The sequence below is a fragment of the Kitasatospora sp. NPDC023385 genome (genome assembly GCF_055664045.1).
This window is the reverse complement of record NZ_JBVOOL010000027.1, coordinates 1,713-17,781: the sequence shown is the minus strand read 5'-3', so window position 1 is coordinate 17,781 and position 16,069 is coordinate 1,713. Positions and strand designations below refer to the sequence as shown.

Annotated in this window: 14 protein-coding genes; 4 read left to right on the top strand and 10 right to left on the bottom strand. The window is 75.3% G+C overall.

Annotation, left to right across the window (positions count from 1 at the left end):
* Positions 1 to 217: 217 nt before the first annotated feature.
* The gene (locus tag AC0B61_RS30340; RefSeq protein WP_471744607.1) at positions 218 to 2,218 is read left to right on the top strand and encodes a glycoside hydrolase family 15 protein; all 2,001 of its coding nucleotides are present in this window, start codon (positions 218 to 220) and stop codon (positions 2,216 to 2,218) included.
* Between the two features lie 27 nt (positions 2,219 to 2,245).
* Here AC0B61_RS30340 and AC0B61_RS30335 read toward each other — a convergent pair whose 3' ends face one another.
* The 3 genes from AC0B61_RS30335 to yczE form a co-directional block, all read right to left on the bottom strand.
* Positions 2,246 to 3,424, bottom strand: coding sequence for a glycosyltransferase family 4 protein (locus AC0B61_RS30335; protein WP_471744605.1), 1,179 nt, complete (start codon positions 3,422 to 3,424; stop codon positions 2,246 to 2,248).
* 168 nt (positions 3,425 to 3,592) lie between these two features.
* The gene (gene recN, locus AC0B61_RS30330) at positions 3,593 to 5,326 is read right to left on the bottom strand and encodes a DNA repair protein RecN (RefSeq protein WP_471744683.1); all 1,734 of its coding nucleotides are present in this window, start codon (positions 5,324 to 5,326) and stop codon (positions 3,593 to 3,595) included.
* Positions 5,327 to 5,414: 88 nt separating this feature from the next.
* Positions 5,415 to 6,002: a membrane protein YczE gene (yczE, locus tag AC0B61_RS30325; RefSeq protein WP_471744681.1), complete on the bottom strand. Its 588-nt coding sequence runs from the start codon at positions 6,000 to 6,002 to the stop codon at positions 5,415 to 5,417.
* 266 nt (positions 6,003 to 6,268) lie between these two features.
* On the opposite strand from yczE, the gene AC0B61_RS30320 reads away from it, so the two are divergent.
* Complete coding sequence (locus AC0B61_RS30320; RefSeq protein WP_471744603.1) at positions 6,269 to 7,873, top strand: aminotransferase-like domain-containing protein; 1,605 nt, start codon at positions 6,269 to 6,271, stop codon at positions 7,871 to 7,873.
* Between the two features lie 49 nt (positions 7,874 to 7,922).
* Here AC0B61_RS30320 and AC0B61_RS30315 read toward each other — a convergent pair whose 3' ends face one another.
* The 4 genes from AC0B61_RS30315 to AC0B61_RS30300 all read right to left on the bottom strand — a co-directional run bounded on the left by AC0B61_RS30315 (position 7,923) and on the right by AC0B61_RS30300 (position 10,873).
* Positions 7,923 to 8,828, bottom strand: coding sequence for an NAD kinase (locus AC0B61_RS30315; RefSeq protein WP_471744601.1), 906 nt, complete (start codon positions 8,826 to 8,828; stop codon positions 7,923 to 7,925).
* Between the two features lie 91 nt (positions 8,829 to 8,919).
* On the bottom strand, positions 8,920 to 9,726 hold the full coding sequence (locus tag AC0B61_RS30310; RefSeq protein WP_471744679.1) for a TlyA family RNA methyltransferase: 807 nt from the start codon (positions 9,724 to 9,726) through the stop codon (positions 8,920 to 8,922).
* Positions 9,727 to 9,753: 27 nt separating this feature from the next.
* Complete coding sequence (locus AC0B61_RS30305) at positions 9,754 to 9,978, bottom strand: hypothetical protein (RefSeq protein ID WP_471744599.1); 225 nt, start codon at positions 9,976 to 9,978, stop codon at positions 9,754 to 9,756.
* Positions 9,962 to 10,873, bottom strand: coding sequence for a hypothetical protein (locus AC0B61_RS30300; protein WP_471744598.1), 912 nt, complete (start codon positions 10,871 to 10,873; stop codon positions 9,962 to 9,964). The genes AC0B61_RS30305 and AC0B61_RS30300 overlap by 17 nt, the downstream gene beginning before the upstream one ends.
* Before the next feature lie 179 nt (positions 10,874 to 11,052).
* Between AC0B61_RS30300 and AC0B61_RS30295 the strand changes: the two genes are divergently transcribed.
* A complete protein-coding gene (locus tag AC0B61_RS30295; RefSeq protein WP_471744597.1) occupies positions 11,053 to 11,400 on the top strand; it encodes an SCP2 sterol-binding domain-containing protein in 348 nt (115 codons plus the stop codon).
* 47 nt (positions 11,401 to 11,447) lie between these two features.
* Here AC0B61_RS30295 and AC0B61_RS30290 read toward each other — a convergent pair whose 3' ends face one another.
* Together AC0B61_RS30290 and AC0B61_RS30285 are read right to left on the bottom strand one after the other, a co-directional pair.
* Entirely contained in the window at positions 11,448 to 12,485 is a 1,038-nt protein-coding gene (locus tag AC0B61_RS30290) for an HAD-IIA family hydrolase (protein ID WP_471744595.1), read from the bottom strand.
* Positions 12,486 to 12,566: 81 nt separating this feature from the next.
* On the bottom strand, positions 12,567 to 13,166 hold the full coding sequence (locus AC0B61_RS30285; protein ID WP_471744593.1) for a tetratricopeptide repeat protein: 600 nt from the start codon (positions 13,164 to 13,166) through the stop codon (positions 12,567 to 12,569).
* A gap of 93 nt (positions 13,167 to 13,259) precedes the next feature.
* Between AC0B61_RS30285 and AC0B61_RS30280 the strand changes: the two genes are divergently transcribed.
* Positions 13,260 to 14,630 (top strand): DUF1015 family protein, encoded by a 1,371-nt coding sequence (locus AC0B61_RS30280; RefSeq protein WP_471744591.1) that lies wholly within the window; start codon positions 13,260 to 13,262, stop codon positions 14,628 to 14,630.
* A gap of 84 nt (positions 14,631 to 14,714) precedes the next feature.
* On the opposite strand, the gene AC0B61_RS30275 is transcribed toward AC0B61_RS30280, so the two are convergent.
* Entirely contained in the window at positions 14,715 to 15,593 is an 879-nt protein-coding gene (locus AC0B61_RS30275; RefSeq protein WP_471744589.1) for a tetratricopeptide repeat protein, read from the bottom strand.
* Positions 15,594 to 16,069: the final 476 nt, after the last annotated feature.

Here is a 16,069-nt window from a genome sequence, read left to right as displayed (position 1 = left end):
GACGCTCCCGGTCCCCGATGCGCGACCGGACCTCCCCGTATTGCAGTTCCTCCCCACCCACTCCTGGGGCTCGACGAGCCCCGCGCGGACACTCCAGCAAGGCCTGCCACCACCCCCCGGCAGGCCGGACGTCCCGGGGTGGACCTCCGGCCCCGCAGTCTCCGCTCGCTCCCTCCGCTCGCCGATGCCCTGACCACATTGCGAACTGGAGATCCACGTGGCCGGCCGTATCGAGGACTACGCACTCATCGGGGACATGCAGACCGCTGCCCTGGTCAGCAGGGACGGGGCGGTGGACTGGCTCTGCCTCCCCCGCTTCGACTCGCCGGCCGTGTTCGCCGGCCTGCTCGGCACCGATGAACACGGCTTCTGGCGGATCGGCCCGGCCGAAGCCGTCCTGGCCGAGGTCCCCGCCCCCGCCGCCGCCACGGCCCTCACCGCCGTGAGCCGGGCCCGCCTCACCGACACCGACGAACTGCGCGTGCCCCCGCCCACCGCCGCCGCCCCCGCCGTGCCCGCCGACCGCCGCCGCTACCGGGGCGACTCGCTGATCCTGGAGCAGGAGTGGGACAGCCAGGGCGGCACCGTGCGGGTGATCGACTTCATGCCGCCGCGCCCGCTGGCCGGCAAGGACGCCGTCCCCCAGGTGATCCGGATCGTCGAGGGCGTGACCGGCACCGTCCGGATGCGCTCGGCGGTGCGGATGCGCTTCTCGTACGGCCGCATCGTTCCCTGGGTGCACCGCGTCGAGCAGGCCGACGGCGGCCACCGCACCGTCGCCGTCGCCGGGCCCGACTCGGTCTGGCTGGACGGCCAGGCCGACACCTACGGCCGCAACCTCACCACCTACGCCGACTTCACCGTGGCCGCCGGCGAACGGATCGCCTTCGCCCTCACCTGGCAGGCCTCCCACCTGGACCCGCCCACCGCCCCGGACGCCGAGGAGATGCTGGACGCCACCGCCGACTTCTGGCACGAGTGGGCCGACCAGTGCACCTACCAGGGGCCCTACCGCGAGGCCGTGGTCCGCTCCCTGATCACCCTCAAGGGCCTCACCTACGCCCCCACCGGCGGCATCGTCGCCGCCCCCACCACCTCGCTGCCCGAGGACATCGGCGGCGAGCGCAACTGGGACTACCGCTACACCTGGCTGCGCGACGCCGCGATCACGCTCTCCTCCCTGCTGCGCACCGGCTACCGCGACGAGGCCAAGGCCTGGCGCGAGTGGCTGCTTCGCGCCGTCGCCGGCGACCCGGAGAACCTGCAGATCATGTACGGCATCGCGGGCGAGCGCGAACTCACCGAGTCCTCGCTGGACTGGCTGCCCGGCTACGAGGGCTCCCAGCCCGTCCGGATCGGCAACGGCGCCGCCGGCCAGCTCCAGCTCGACGTCTACGGCGAGGTCGTCGAGGCCCTGCACCTGGCCCACATGACCGGCCTGGTCCGCAACGACCACGCCCACCACCTGCAGCTGCGCCTGATCGAGTACCTGGAGGAGCACTGGCAGGAGCCGGACGAGGGCATCTGGGAGGTCCGCGGCCCGCGCCGGCACTTCGTCCACTCCAAGGTGATGGCCTGGGTCGCCGTCGACCGCACCATCAAGCTGCTGGAGCAGACCCCGGAGGACGCGCCCGCCGACGGCCACCTGGAGCGCTGGCGCGACCTGCGCGACACCATCCACCGGGACGTCTGCGACAAGGGCTACGACCCGGAGCGCAACACCTTCACCCAGTACTACGGCGGCCGCGAGCTGGACGCGTCGCTGCTGCTCATCCCCCAGGTCGGCTTCCTGCCGCCGGACGACAAGCGGGTGATCGGCACCATCGAGGCGATCCAGCGCGAACTGTCCACCGAGGACGGCTTCGTCCTGCGCTACCCGACCCACGACGAGTCCGGGAACAACGTCGACGGCCTGTCCGGCCACGAGGGCGCGTTCCTGGCCTGCTCGTTCTGGCTGGCCGACGACCTCGCCATGATCGGCCGGGTGCAGGAGGCCCGCGACCTGTTCGACAAGCTGCTCTCGCTGCGCAACGACCTGGGCCTGCTCGCCGAGGAGTGGGATCCCCGGCTCAAGCGCCAGGTCGGCAACTTCCCGCAGGCCTTCAGCCACGTCCCGCTGATCGACACCGCCCTGCGGCTGACCGCCTGCGGCGCTGCCTACGTGTCCGCCCAGCCGGACGGCCTGGCCGCCGACCGGGTCGAGCAGGCGACCGTCTGATCGCGCCGGGCGCGCCGGAACGGCCGGTCAGCCGCGCTGGACCAGCTCGTCGTAGGTGCTGAGCACCTGGGCGACGGTGGCGGCCTCGTCCGGCCAGGTCTCGGCCTGCTGCCGGCCGGCCGCCGCCAGCCGCTCCCGGCGGGCCGGGTCGGACAGCAGTCCGCGCACCGCGCCGCCGATCGCGGCCGGGTCGCCGGAGGCCACCAGCACGGCGGCGTCGCCGACCAGTTCGGGGATGCCGCCGACGGCGGTGGCGACCACCGGCACGCCGGCCCGCATCGCCTCCTGCACCACCAGCGAGCGGGCCTCCCACCGGCTGGAGACCACCACCACGTCGGCGGCGGCCAGCAGGTCGGGCACGTCGGTGCGGTAGCCGAGCAGCCGCACCGGCAGCTTCTCGGCGGCCACCCGCTCGCGCAGCGCGCCCGCCTCCGGGCCGTCCCCGGCGAGCAGCACCAGCGGCTCCGGGTCCAGCGCGGACAGCTCCCGGGTGGCGTCCAGCAGCAGCCCGAAGGCCTTCTGCGGGACGAGCCGGCCGACCGCCAGCACCACCGGGCGGTCGGGCCCGTCGCCGAGCAGCGCGGCGCGCGCCTCGGCCCGGTCGAGCCGGCCCTCGGGCATCGGCGGGGCGGCCACCGGGCCCAGCCGGGCGTCGCTGGCGCCCAGTTCGCGGGCCCGGGCGACCAGGTCCGAGGAGGCGCCGAGGACGAGGTCGGCGGCGCGCGCCACCCGGCGCTCCATCAGCCGCTGCAGCCGACGTTCCATGCCGGTGGCCAGCAGCGCGTGGTGCGAGGTGACCACCAGCGGGGTCTCCGGGCGCAGGCCCGGGAAGCGGCCGGCGGTGCGCAGCGCGAGGTCGGCGAGCAGCCCGGCGCGCAGCCCGTGGGCGTGCACCACGTCGGCGCCGGTGAAGGCCCGGCGCAGCTCGCCGATCGCGGTTGCGTCGCTGCGGGCGCCCGCGGTGGGGGTGATGTCGACGGGATGGACCCTGGCGCCCGTCCGGGAGAAGCCGAACAGCGCGTCCGTGCCGGCCGGCGCGCAGACCGTGACGGTCACCCCGTGTGCGACCAGGCCCTGGGCCAGGGAGCGCACGTGCGCACCGATGCCGCCGGTACTGGCGGCCAGGACGAGCACCACGTGCAGCTGCCCCGGTTCCGGGGCGGCCGCGGTGGCACGGGCGGCGGAATGGTCCACGTCGTCTCGCATCCGACTCGATCAGGTTCGCGCGCCGCTTCGCGAGGATTGCCCGCCTCGCGGCGCTCGGGGCTGGGAAGCCAGTGTCCAGCCGCCACCATGCCAGGTCGGCGGCCCTCTTGGACAGTCGGCGGCACCCGGGGCGCGTCGCCGAAGGTCCCCGGGGGCCGCCGGTGCCGGCTAGCGGTGGCGGGGGGCTCGGGCGGCGGCCAGCAGCTCCTCGGCGTGGGCCCGGCCCAGCTCCGAGTCCTCCAGGCCGGCCAGCATCCGGGAGAGTTCGCGCACCCGTTCCTCGTCGTTCAGCACCTTGACGCCGCTGCGGGTCACGGTGCCGTCGTTGGTCTTCTCCACCACCAGGTGGCGGTCGGCGAACGCGGCCACCTGCGGGAGGTGGGTGACCACCACGACCTGGGCGGATTCGGCCAGTTTGGCCAGCCGGCGGCCGATCTCGACCGCGGCCTTGCCTCCCACGCCGGCGTCCACCTCGTCGAACAGGTAGGTCGGCACGGGGTCGGCGCCCGCGAAGACCACCTCGACGGCGAGCATCACCCGGGACAGCTCACCGCCGGAGGCGCCCTTGGCGATCGGACGGGGTTGGGCGCCGGGGTGCGGGGCGAGCAGCACCTCGACCTCGTCCACGCCGTGCGGGCCGTAGGCGACGGTGCGGCCGTCTACCTCGATCCCGGACAGGTCGTCGACCTGGCTGATCGAGAAGGTCACCCGGGCGTGCGGCATGGCCAGTTCGGCGAGTTCGGCGGAGACGGCCTCGGCGAACTGCCCGGCCGCGGCCTGCCGGGCGGCCGACACCTCGGCCGCGAGCTCGGCCAGTTCGGTCCGCAGCTCGGTCTCCCGGGCGCCCAGCTGGTCGATCCGGTCGTCGTCGCCGTCGAGTTCGGCGAGCCGGGCGGCGCCGGCCTCGGCCCAGGCGAGCACCTCGGCGAGGGTGTTCTGCGCGCCGCCGTACTTGCGCAGCAGTTGGGCCAGCACGGCCCGGCGGTCCTCGACGGCGGCCAGGCGCACCGGGTCGGCGTCCAGGTCGTCCGCGTAGCCGGCCAGGTCGCCGGCCACGTCGGCGAGCAGGTAGCCGACCTCGTTCAGCCGGTCGGCGAGGGCGGCCAGGCGCTCGTCGTGGTGGCGCACGGCGTCCAGGGCGCGGCGGGACTGCGCGAGCAGGGTGCCGGCGTCCAGCGCCTCCGGGTCGGCCGGGTCACCGGCCAGGGCGGCGTGCGCGAGGGTCGCGGCGGAGGACAGGGCGTCGGCGTGGCCGAGGCGTTCGGCCTCGGCGGAGAGCTCGACGTCCTCGCCGGCCGTCGGCTCGGCGGCGGCGATCTCGTCCAGGCCGAAGCGCAGCAGGTCTGCCTCCTGGGCGCGTTCGCGGGCCCGGGTGGTCAGCTCCTCCAGCGTCGCCGAGACCTCGCGCAGGGCGCGGTAGGTCTCGCGGTAGCGGGCCAGCGGCTCGGCCACCGCCTCGCCCGCGTACCGGTCCAGCGCGCCGCGCTGGCGGGCCGGGCGCAGCAGGCGCTGCTGGTCGGTCTGGCCGTGCACGGCGACCAGGTCCTCGCCGAGTTCGGCGAGCAGCCCGACCGGGACGGCCCGGCCGCCGACGTACGCGCGGGAGCGCCCCTCGGCGGAGACGGTCCGGCTGATCAGCAGGGCTCCGTCGTCCAGTTCGGCCCCGGCCTCGACGGCGCGGGCCGCCACCGAGGAGTCGGCGGGCAATTGCAGCCGCCCCTCGACGACGGCCCGGCCGGCGCCGTTGCGCACCAGGCCCGGGTCGGCGCGGCCGCCGAGCAGCAGGCCGAGGCTGGTGACGACCATGGTCTTGCCGGCGCCGGTCTCACCCGTCACGGCGGTGAAGCCGGGGGCGAGTTCGACCACCGCGTCGTCGATGACCCCTAGATCCCGTATCCGCATCTCGTCCAACACGGAGACGACCTTACGAGGTTCCGCCCCCGGCGCGCGACGAGCGGCAACGGCGCGCGGCAACTCCGTGCCCCGAGTTTCATCCCTTCCGGGGGTTTCGCGGGGGCGTCGGCGCGGTGCACCAGGGCAGGAAGAACTGCACCAGCGGGCCGATGGCCAGCGCGTACGCGACGGTGCCGATCCCCGCGCTGCCGCCGAGCAGCAGTCCGGCGGCCAGCACCGTCACCTCCAGCCCGGTGCGGATCAGCCGCAGCGAGCGGCCGGTGCGTCGGTGCAGGCCGGTCATCAGGCCGTCGCGCGGGCCGGGGCCGAGGCGGGCGCCGATGTAGAGCCCGCCGGCCAGGCCGTTGAGCACGATCGCGGCGGCCGCCCCGGCGATCCGGACGGGCAGCGCCCCCAGGTCGCCGACGATCCGCAGGGTGAGGTCCATCGCGGCCCCGATCACCAGCACGTTGGCGACGGTGCCCAGGCCGGGGCGCTGGCGCAGCGGTATCCACAGCAGCAGGACCAGGGCGCCGCAGATGGTCACCCAGGCGCCGACCGAGAGGCCGATGCTGCGCTGCAGGCCCTGGTGCAGGACGTCCCACGGGTCCAGGCCGAGTCCGGAGCGGAGCATCAGCGCCATGCTCGCGCCGTACAGGGCCAGGCCGGCGAACAGCTGCGGGATCCGGCGGCCGAGGCCGTGGGTGTCGCCGAGGAACCGGACGGCGAACGTGGCCGGGGCGGGGGTCGGGGTGGTGGCCGGTGTGGTGGTGTACGGCGCGGGCGTGGTCGGTGCGGGCGTGGTCGTGGTCGTGGTGGCCAATGGTGCTCCTGCGGTGTGCTGCACCTCCGGTCGGCCCGGCGGTGGCGGACGGTACGGCCGCCCTGTCATGATGGCCGGGCCAAAACGGCCCGCTCCAGGGCCAATCCCGAGCAAGTGGACTGATCGCCATGGCCGACTGGCACACCACCGTCACCCCGCAAGCGCTGGCCCGGCTGCTCGCCACCGCCCGGCTCCCCGAACCGGCCACCGCCCGCCGCCCCGCCTACCGCACCCTCGCCGGGCAGATCCGGCTGCTGGTCACCGAGGGCCGGCTGCCGGTCGGCGCCCGGCTGCCGGCCGAACGCGAACTGGCCGCCGCCCTGGAGCTGAGCCGCACCACCGTCGCCACCGCGTACGAGGCGCTGCGCGGCGACGGCTACCTGCGCAGCCGGCGCGGCGCGGGCAGCTGGACCGCCCTGCCCGAGGGCGCCCCGCCGCCCGGCGACGCCCTGCACCCCGTCCCGCCGGACGAGCAGGGCCGCACCCTGGACCTCGGCGTCGCCGCCCTGCCCGCCCCGCAGCCCTGGCTCGGCGACGCCGCCGCCCGGGCCGTCGAGCAACTGCCCTACTACGCCTCCGGGCACGGCCACTACCCCACCGGAGTCCCGGTGCTGCGCGAGGCCGTCGCCCGCCGCTACACCGAGCGCGGACTGCCCACCACCCCCGACCAGATCCTGGTCACCACGGGTGCGATGGGCGGCCTGCACCTGGTCCAGCAGGCGCTCGTCGGCCGCGGCGACCGGGTCGCCGTCGAGGCCCCCAGCTACGCGCACACCCTGCAGGCGCTGCGGCTCACCGGCGCGCGCCTGGTCCCGGTGCCGTATGCGTACCGCTCCGGGCCGAAGGCCGTACCGGTGCCGGTGTCGGTGCCGGTGTCGGGCGGACGGCCGTCGGCACCGGCGCCCAGCACCGGGAGGCGAGCCGACGGTTCACGGACCCCGGAGCCGCGGTGGGACCGGGAGGAGTGGCAGCGGGTGCTGCGCGGCGCCGCGCCCAAGCTCGCCTACGTGATCCCGGACTTCCACAATCCGACCGGCGCGCTGATCGACGAGGAGCAGCGCCGCGAGCTGCTGGCCGCCGCGCGGGCCGCCGGGAGCATCGTGCTGGTGGACGAGACCACCGCCGAACTCGACTGGGGCGTACCGGAGTCCACGCCGCTGCCGCGGCCGATGGCGGCGCTGGACCGGTCCGCCCAGGTGGTCACCGTCGGCTCGGCCGGCAAGCTGCTCTGGGGCGGCCTGCGGATCGGCTGGGTCCGGGCCGCCCCCGCACTGGTGCGCCGACTGGCGAGCGAGCGGGTCTACAGCGACGTCGGCACCCCGGTGCTGGACCAGCTGATCGCTGCCGAGCTGCTGGGCGCACCCCTGCCCGCCGTACGGGCGCACCAGCTGGCCCGGCTGCGGGTCACCGCTCAGGCCTTCGCCGCCGCGCTGCCCGCGCACCTGCCCGGCTGGAGCTTCCCGATGCCGTCCGGCGGGCTCTCGCTCTGGGTCTCCACCGGCGGCCTGTCCGGCGCGGCACTGGCCCACGCCGGCGAGCACGACGGGGTGCGGATCGCCTCGGGCAACCGGTTCGGCTCGGACGGCGCCTTCGAGCACCACATCCGGATACCGCTCACCGTGCCCGCCGCGACCGTCCCCGCCGCCGTCGAACGCCTCGCCGCGCTGGCCGCCCGCGCGGCGGCCGGCGGCCGGCTCGGCGCGGCCGACGGGGCGCAACCGCTGGCGGTCTGACGGTCGGCAGACCACCGGGCCTGGTGGCCCGGGCTCGTGATGGCCCGGGCTAGTGGTGGTCCGCCCGGCCCCGCCAACCCGTCACCGGCAGCGCGAACTTGGCCACCAGCCGGTCGGTGAACGGTGCCCGGTGCAGTCTGGCCAGCCGCACCGGGGTCCGGCCCCGGCGGACCTCCACCCGTGCCCCGGCGGGCAGTTCGACCGAGCGCCGCCCGTCGCACCAGAGCACGCCGTGCGGGGTCTTCGGCTGCACCTCGACGGCCAGCACCGACTCGGGCGAGGTCACCAGCGGCCGGGCGAACAGGGCGTGCGCCGAGATCGGCACCATCAGCAGCGCCTCGACCTCCGGCCACACCACCGGCCCGCCGCCCGAGAACGCGTACGCGGTGGAGCCGGTCGGCGTCGCGCACACCACGCCGTCGCAGCCGAAGTTGGAGACCGGGCGGCCGTCCACCTCGGTCACCACCTCCAGCATCCGCTCCCGGGACGCCTTCTCGATCGACGCCTCGTTCAGCGCCCAGTCCTGGTGCACCACGTCGCCGTTGGTGCGGACGATGACGTCGAGCGTCATCCGCTCCTCGACCTCGTAGTCGGCGTCGACCACCCGCTCGACCACCACGGCCAGGTCGTCCCGCTCGGCCTCGGCGAGGAAGCCCACCCGGCCCAGGTTGATCCCGAGCATCGGCAGCCCGTGCGAGCGCGCCAGCTCCGCCCCGCGCAGCAGTGTCCCGTCCCCGCCGGCCACCAGGATCAGCTCGCAGCCGTCCGCCGCCCCGGGGCCCTCGCCCACCCGCTCGACGCCGCCGGGCAGGTCCAGGTCGGCCGCCTCGGCCGCCAGCAGTCTGATCCGCAGCCCCGCCTTCAGCAGGCCGTGCACCAGGCCCTCGACGCTGCGCAGCGCCGCCTCCCGGCCGGTGTGCGCGATCAGGAAGACCGTACGTGCTTCGTCGCTCATGCCGCTGCCCTCTCCCTAACGCCGGCCGGGTCGCCCTCCGCCCCGGTGCGGCCGCCATTCAGCATGACGGGCCGGACGTCCGCAGAGCACCCTACCGGGGCCCCTCCACCACGGCCCGGTCCGCCTCCGCCGGGTCCAGCCGCGGGGCGTCGCGGCGCAGCCAGAGGAAGTACTCCACGTTGCCGGACGGTCCCGGCAGGGGACTCGCGGTCACGGCGCGCACGCCCAGCCCGAGCTCCCAAGCCTGTCCGGCCACCTGGCGCACCATCTCGGCGCGCAGCTGCGGGCTGCGCACCACCCCGCCGCTGCCGAGGCGGTCCTTGCCGATCTCGAACTGCGGTTTGACCATCAGCACCAGGTCCGCGTCCTCGGCCGCGCAGGACGCCAGGGCCGGGAGCACCAGGCCCAGCGAGATGAACGACAGGTCGCCCACCACCAGGTCCACCGGGGTGCCGCCGATCAGGTCCCGGGTCAGCTCGCGCACATTGGTGCGGTCCATCACGGTGACCCGCTCGTCGCTCTGCAGCGACCAGGCGAGCTGCCCGTAGCCGACGTCCACCGCCAGCACGTGAGCCGCCCCGGCGCGCAGCAGCACGTCGGTGAAGCCGCCGGTGGACGCGCCCGCGTCCAGCGCCCGGCGGCCCTCGACCACCAGGCCCTGCGGCACGAAGGCCGCGAACGCCCCGGCGAGCTTGTGCCCGCCGCGCGAGACGTAGTCGGGGTCGTTCTCGTCCTTGGCCACCACGACCGCCGCCGAGGTCTCCACCTGGGTGGCCGGCTTGCTCGCGGTGGTGCCGCCGACGGTCACCCGGCCGGCCGCGATCAGCTCGGACGCGTGCTCGCGCGACCGGGCCAGCTTGCGGCGGACCAGCTCCGCGTCGAGTCGGCGTCGTGCCACTGCCACTGGGGTTTCAGCTCCTACGGGTCATTCCTGGTCAAGCGCGGCCAGCGTGTCGGCCAACCGCTGGTGAACATCTTCGTACACCGCGACGTGCGCCTCCGCCGGGGCCCCGTCCAGGGCCTCCAGCCGGGCCAGCCCGGCGTCCACCGCGGGGTGGCCGGTGGGCACCGGCTCGACGCCGAGCGGGCCCACCTGCGGGGCCGGCGCGGTCGCGTCGAACGGACCGCCCGGTTCACTCGTCCCGGACATCGGGCTTCTTCGTGCTGGTGGCCTTGCGGACGGTGGTCCGCTTGGTCGCCGTGCGCTTCGCGGGCGCCTCGGGCGGTGCGGGCGCCTTGGGCTGTGCGGCGGCCGGCTTCGCGGTGGCGGTCTTCTTGACGGTCGTCGTCTTCCTGGCGGTCGTCTTCTTCGCGGTCGTCTTCTTCGCGGCGCTCGGGGCCGCGGTCGTCGCGGCGGTCTTCTTCGCGGCCGTCCGCTTGGCGGGCGCCTTCTTGGCCGCGGCCTTGTTCGCGGTCGCCTTCTTCGCGGTCGGCTTCCCCTCCGTGGTCTTCTTCGCGGCGGGCTTCCCGGTCACCGCCGGCTCCTCCTGCACGGCCGGGGAAACCGGCGGAACCGGCGGCACCGCGGCGACCGACGGGATCGGGGGGTCGACCTCGACCGGCTCGTCGACCTCCACCCGCTCGGCGACTATCGGCTCCCCGGTCGTCCGGCCCGTCGAGGGCTCGTCCTCGAACTCCCAGCCGCGCCCGAACAGGTCGTCCGCCCGCGGCGCCGGCACCGGCTCCTGGGCACCGTACGCACCCTCCTCGGGCTGCCCCGCCGGAGCCTCCTCCTCGACCTCACGCAGCTTGGCCTCCAGGTAGGCCAGCACCACGCCGACCTTGGTGACCTGGTCGCCGACCCTCTCGAAGACCTTCTCCGCCTCGTTGCGGGCCACCCCGACCGCCAGGTCCATCCCGGCCCGCCCGGCGGTGAACGCCTCCTCGGCCATGGTCTGCAGCGTCTTCGCCGACGGCGGGAACTGGCCGCCCAGCCGGCGCTCGACCTCGGCGACGTCGACCCCGGCCTTCTCCAGGATCACGGCCGCCGTCCCGACGACCCGCTTGCCGACCTCCTCGACCACCCCGGCGGCGGTCTCCACCACTCCCTGAACCGTCCTCGGCAGCATCCGGGTGCCTCCCAATCGCCTACGCGCGTCGCGCCGTCGCCGTCAGTACCCGGGCCGTGCCGGGCACCCCACCGACGACGCTACCGCCAAAACCCGCCTGAGGTACCGTGGCCCGCAGTCAGCACCGCAGCGACCAGGGGAGGGAGCAGCCGCCCATGGCGAACGCCGAGGAGTGCCGAGAGGCGCTGGAGCAGCTCAGCCGGAACATGACGAAGTCCACCGGCGACGTCCGGACGGCCGCGGCCATGGACCGCTCGGTCAGCTGCCGGATCACCGACCTCGACCTGACCTTCACCGGGCAGCTGCGGGACGGCCGGATCCAGGACCTGGTCGTCGCCCCGGGTGGGCCGACCGCGAAGGCGGAGATCCGGCTCACCATGCGCAGCGACGACCTGGTCGCCCTGGTCGACGGGCGGCTGAACTTCGCGTCCGCCTGGGCGGGCGGCCGGGTCCGGCTGGAGGCGGGCTTCCGCGATCTGCTGCGGCTGCGCACCCTGCTCTGAACCCGGCCGACGCCCCCTCGGCGGCGGCTCTTGACAGCCCCGGACGCTCAGAAGCCCAGCTCGGCCAGCGCCTTCCGGCCGTCCACCGACGCGCCGTCGGCGTCCAGCGCCGTCCACGCCGCCGCGCACAGCGCTCGCAGGCCGTCCCAGCGGTCACCGGCCCCGGTCAGCCGCAGCACGCCGCCCTCGGCCCGCGCAGCCCAGCCTCCGCAGGTGAAGCCGTCGCCTTCGGCCGTCACCGCCGCGTGCGGCACCAGCAGTCCGCGCAGGTCGGCGGCCAGGTAGGTCGGCCGGTGCTCGACCGGGGCCGCCAGCAGCAGTTCCGGGGTGGTCACGCCGGTGAAGACCAGCAGGCTGTCCACCCCGCCGTTGAACGCGCCCTCGATGTCGGTGTCCAGCCGGTCCCCGACCACCAGCGGCCGCTTGGCGCCGGTGCGCAGCACGGTCTCCCGGTGCATCGGCGGCAGCGGCTTGCCCGCCACCTCCGGCTCCACCCCGGTGGCCGCCCGCACCGCCGCGACCAGCGTGCCGTTGCCGGGCGCGATGCCACGGGCCCGCGGCACCGTCAGGTCCAGGTTGGACGCCACCCACGGCAGCCCGCTCTGCACGGCGTACGAGGCCTCCGCGAGGTCCGCCCAGCCCACCGAGGGGTCGAAGCCCTGGACCACCGCAACCGGCCCGTCGGCCAGCGAGCGGACCGCGACCAGGCCCCGCTCGGCCAGCGCCTCCTCCAGCCCGAGACCGCCCACGACCAGCACCTTCGCTCCGGCCGGTACCTTCTCGGCGATCAGTCGGGCGGCCGCCTGGGCCGAGTTGATCACATCCGTCGGCTCGGCCGGCACGCCCAGCTCGGTCAGGTGCTCGGCCACCACGCGCGGCGGGCGGGAGGCGTTGTTGGTCACGTACGCGAGCCGCATTCCGGCCGTCCGGGCGGTGTCCAGCGCGGCCGCCGCGTGGTCGATCGCGTGGTCGCCGGCGTAGACCACGCCGTCCAGGTCCAGCAGCGCGGTGTCGTACGCCTCGGTGAGCGGGCGCTCACTGCCGCCGGGGGCGGTGCGTCGCACGGGGGTGGCCGTCTCGGTCATGGCTGAGCTACCTCATTCGCTACGTTCGTCCGTCAGGTCGTGCACCGACCTGCCGCGGGGCACTGCCGGGCCGTAGGCCGGTCAGGCGTCGCCGTCGGCACCAGGCAGCGGCTCGGTACCGGGTGGGGGCGCCAGGTGCCCGGGCGCCCCGGGCAGCAGCGGGCCGTACGCCCCGGCGCGGGCCGCCAGCGTCGCCCGGGTCTGCCGCAGCGCCTCCCGGTAGTGGTCGGTCCCCGGCCGCATCGCCACGGCCAGGGCCAGGTGCTCGGCGGACGTCTCGAAGTCGCCCAGCCGGGCCGCCGCGACCCCCCACCCGAACTGAGCGTAGTCGTCCGCCGGATCGGCCAGCGCCACGGCCCGGAAGTTCTCCAGCGCCGCCTCGTACGAACCGGCGTCGAACTGTGCCCGGGCCAGCGCCTCCCGGATGCTGCGCGAGTGCGGCTCGGCCGCCGCCGCCCGGGACAGCAGCTGTTCGGCGGCCGCCGGGTGCCCCTGCGCCAACAGCTGCGCGCCCCGGCGGAACCAGTCGTACACCTCTCCTGCGGGCTCCCCGGACCGGCTCTGCGCCGGGATCCCGCCGGTCGGTGCGCCGCCGGCCGGGGCGGCGCCGCCGGTGACAGCGGCCGGACCGCCCGCGCCGCCGGGGCCGCCGCCGTCCATCCGTTCCTGCCCGTCGTCCATGCCGTACCTCGCCCTCGGTCGCCCACCCGCCCCCACGAGCCGGCACGGGTGTTCCGATCTCTCAACAACGCGTACCCGATTACGATGCCCAGAATGAGCACACCCAGTGCAGAAGACGGAGTCGAGACTCCCGAGGGCGGCCCCGGCGATCCCGGTCACGTCGCCACCGCCGGCCTGTCCCTGTCCCCCTTCCGCGGCCTGCGCTACGTCCCCGACCGGGTCGGCGCCCTGGCCGCGGTGATGTCCCCGCCGTACGACGTCGTCGACCCGGGCCGCCGGCTCGACCTGGAGACCGGCGATCCGCACAACGTGGTCCGGCTGATCCTGCCCCGGCCCGAGCCCGAGGACGCCGGCGACCGCCCCGACCGGGACACCCGGTACCGGCACGCCGCCCGTCTGCTGGCCGCCTGGCAGCGCGAGGGGATCCTCGCCGCCGACCCGGCCCCGGCGATCTACGTCTACGAGCAGCGGGTGCCCGCCACCGCCGACTCCCCCGAGCTGGTCCAGCGCGGCCTGATCGGCGCCCTCGCGATCAGCGGCCCCGAGACCGGCGTCGTGCTCCCCCACGAGGACGTGATGCCGCGGCCGGTCGCCGACCGGGTCGGCCTGATGCGCACCACCCGGGCCAACCTGGAACCGCTGCTGCTCACCTACCGCGGCAACGGCGGCGCCGCCGGCGTGATCGAGCGGACGGTCGAGGGCGAGCCGCTGCTCGCCACCGCCACCAGCGACGGCACCCACCACCGGCTGTGGGCCGTCACCGGCCCGGCCGACATCGCCGAGATCGGCCGCGACCTCGCCACCTGCCGGGCCCTGATCGCCGACGGCCACCACCGCTGGGAGATGTACCTGCGCCTCCAGCGCGAGCACCGCCACCTGCCGCGCAGCCCGTGGGACCGCGGCATGGTGCTCCTGGTGGACACCGCCCGCTACCCGCTGCGGGTCCGCGCCATCCACCGCGTGCTCTACCGGCTGCCGGTGGCCGAGGCGCTGGAGAAGCTCGGCGACCGCTGGAAGGTCAAGGAGGTCCCCGGGCCGCTGCCCGCCGCCCTCCAGGCCCTCGCCGAGCAGAAGCGGCATGGCGGCAACGGCTTCGTCCTGACCGGCGGCGACGGCTCTTACTGGCTCGTCGGCGAGCCCGACGAGGCCCTGCTGGACGCGACCGTGCCGCGTGACCGGCCCGAGGAGTGGCGCCACCTGGACGCCACCGTCCTGCACGCCACCCTGCTCGACCACACCTGGCGCATCCCCGACGGCCCGGACGACATCGGCTACCTGCACACCGCCGCGGCCGCCGAACGGGAGGCCGCCCGCGCGGGCGGCACCGCCGTCCTGCTGCACCCGGTCCGGGAGAGCGTGGTCCGGCGGCTGGCCGAACAGGGCGTCACGATGCCTCGTAAGTCCACGTCCTTCGGGCCGAAGCCGGCCACCGGGCTGGTGCTGCGCAATCTCGCGCTGGGCTGATCCCGCCACCGGCCCGGACGCCGTGAGGCCCTGCCGTTCCCGGACTTCCGGGGGAACGGCAGGGCCTCACGGCGTTGCGGTCGCTCAGCTGGCGTCGTCGCCCTCGGCCTTGTCGGCCTGGTCCGCCTTGTCGGCTTCAGCCTTGGCGCCGTTCCGGGGCCGTCCGGGCACCACGCCGTCGAACTCCTCGTCGATCTCGAGGTCGTCCTCGTCGTAGTACTCCTCGACGTCCTCCTCGTCCTCGAAGATCACGCGGTCGTCGGAGACGTCGCCGCCGCGCTTCTTCGCCGGCGCCTCGGCCTGGTCGGACTCCTCCTCGGCCGCCTCCGGGTCGAGCGCGTCGGTGAACTCCACGCCGTCGATCTCGGCGAGCCGCTCCGAGGCGTTGGTGGTGCCGTCCGTGTCGGCCTCGGCCGCCTTGGCGAACCAGTCACGGGCCTCCTCGCCACGGCCGGCCGCGATCAGCGCCTCGGCGTAGGCGTAGCGCAGACGCGCAGTCCACGAGTGCACGGTGCTGGAGGCCAGCTCCGGGCTCTGCAGGGTCACCACGGCGGCGTCGAACTGCTCCATGTCGCTGCGGGCACCGGCCGCCACCAGGCGCATCTCCACCTGGCCGGACTTGTCCAGCTGCTTCACCTCGGGCTCACCGGCCATCGCCAGCGCCCGCTCCGGACGGCCCAGACCGCGCTCGCAGTCCGCCATCACCGGCCACAGGTCCGCCCGGCCGGTCATCCGGCGTGCGGCGCGGAACTCGGTCAGCGCCTCGGAGTAACGCTGCGTCATGTAGGAGGCGAAACCGGCCGCCTCACGGACGGCGGGCACGCGGGAGGCCAGACGGAGCGCGACGCGCGAGTACTGGTAGGCCTCCTCCGGCTCGCTGTCAAGCAGACGGGCCACCATCACCAGGTTGCGCGCGACATCGTCCGCGAGGGTCTTGGGCAGGCTCTTGAGCTCCTGGCGCACGTCCGCGTCGATCTCGAAGCCCGTGACGTCCTCCGGAATCGGCAGGCGCTTGACCGGCTCGTAGTTGCCCCGGCGGTCGTCGTAGTCGCGACGGCCGCGGTCGTCGTCACGGCGGTCGTCACGGCGGAAGCCGCCACGGTCACCGGACGGGCGGTCGTCGCGGCGGAAGCCGCCACCAGAGGGACGGTCACCGCGGTCGCGCGTGAAGCCACCGCCGGAGGGGCGGTCGCCACGGTCACGGTTGAACCCACCACCGGACGGGCGGTCATCGCGACGGAACCCGCCACGGTCGCCACCACGGTCATCACGGTCACGACCGAACCCACCACCGGAGGGACGGTCGTCACGACGGAAGGCACTCGGGCGGTCGTCGCGACGGAAGCCACCGCCGGAGGGGCGGTCGCCACGGTCACGGTTGAACCCACCACCGGACGGGCGGTCATCGCGACGGAACCCGCCACGGTCGCCACCACGGT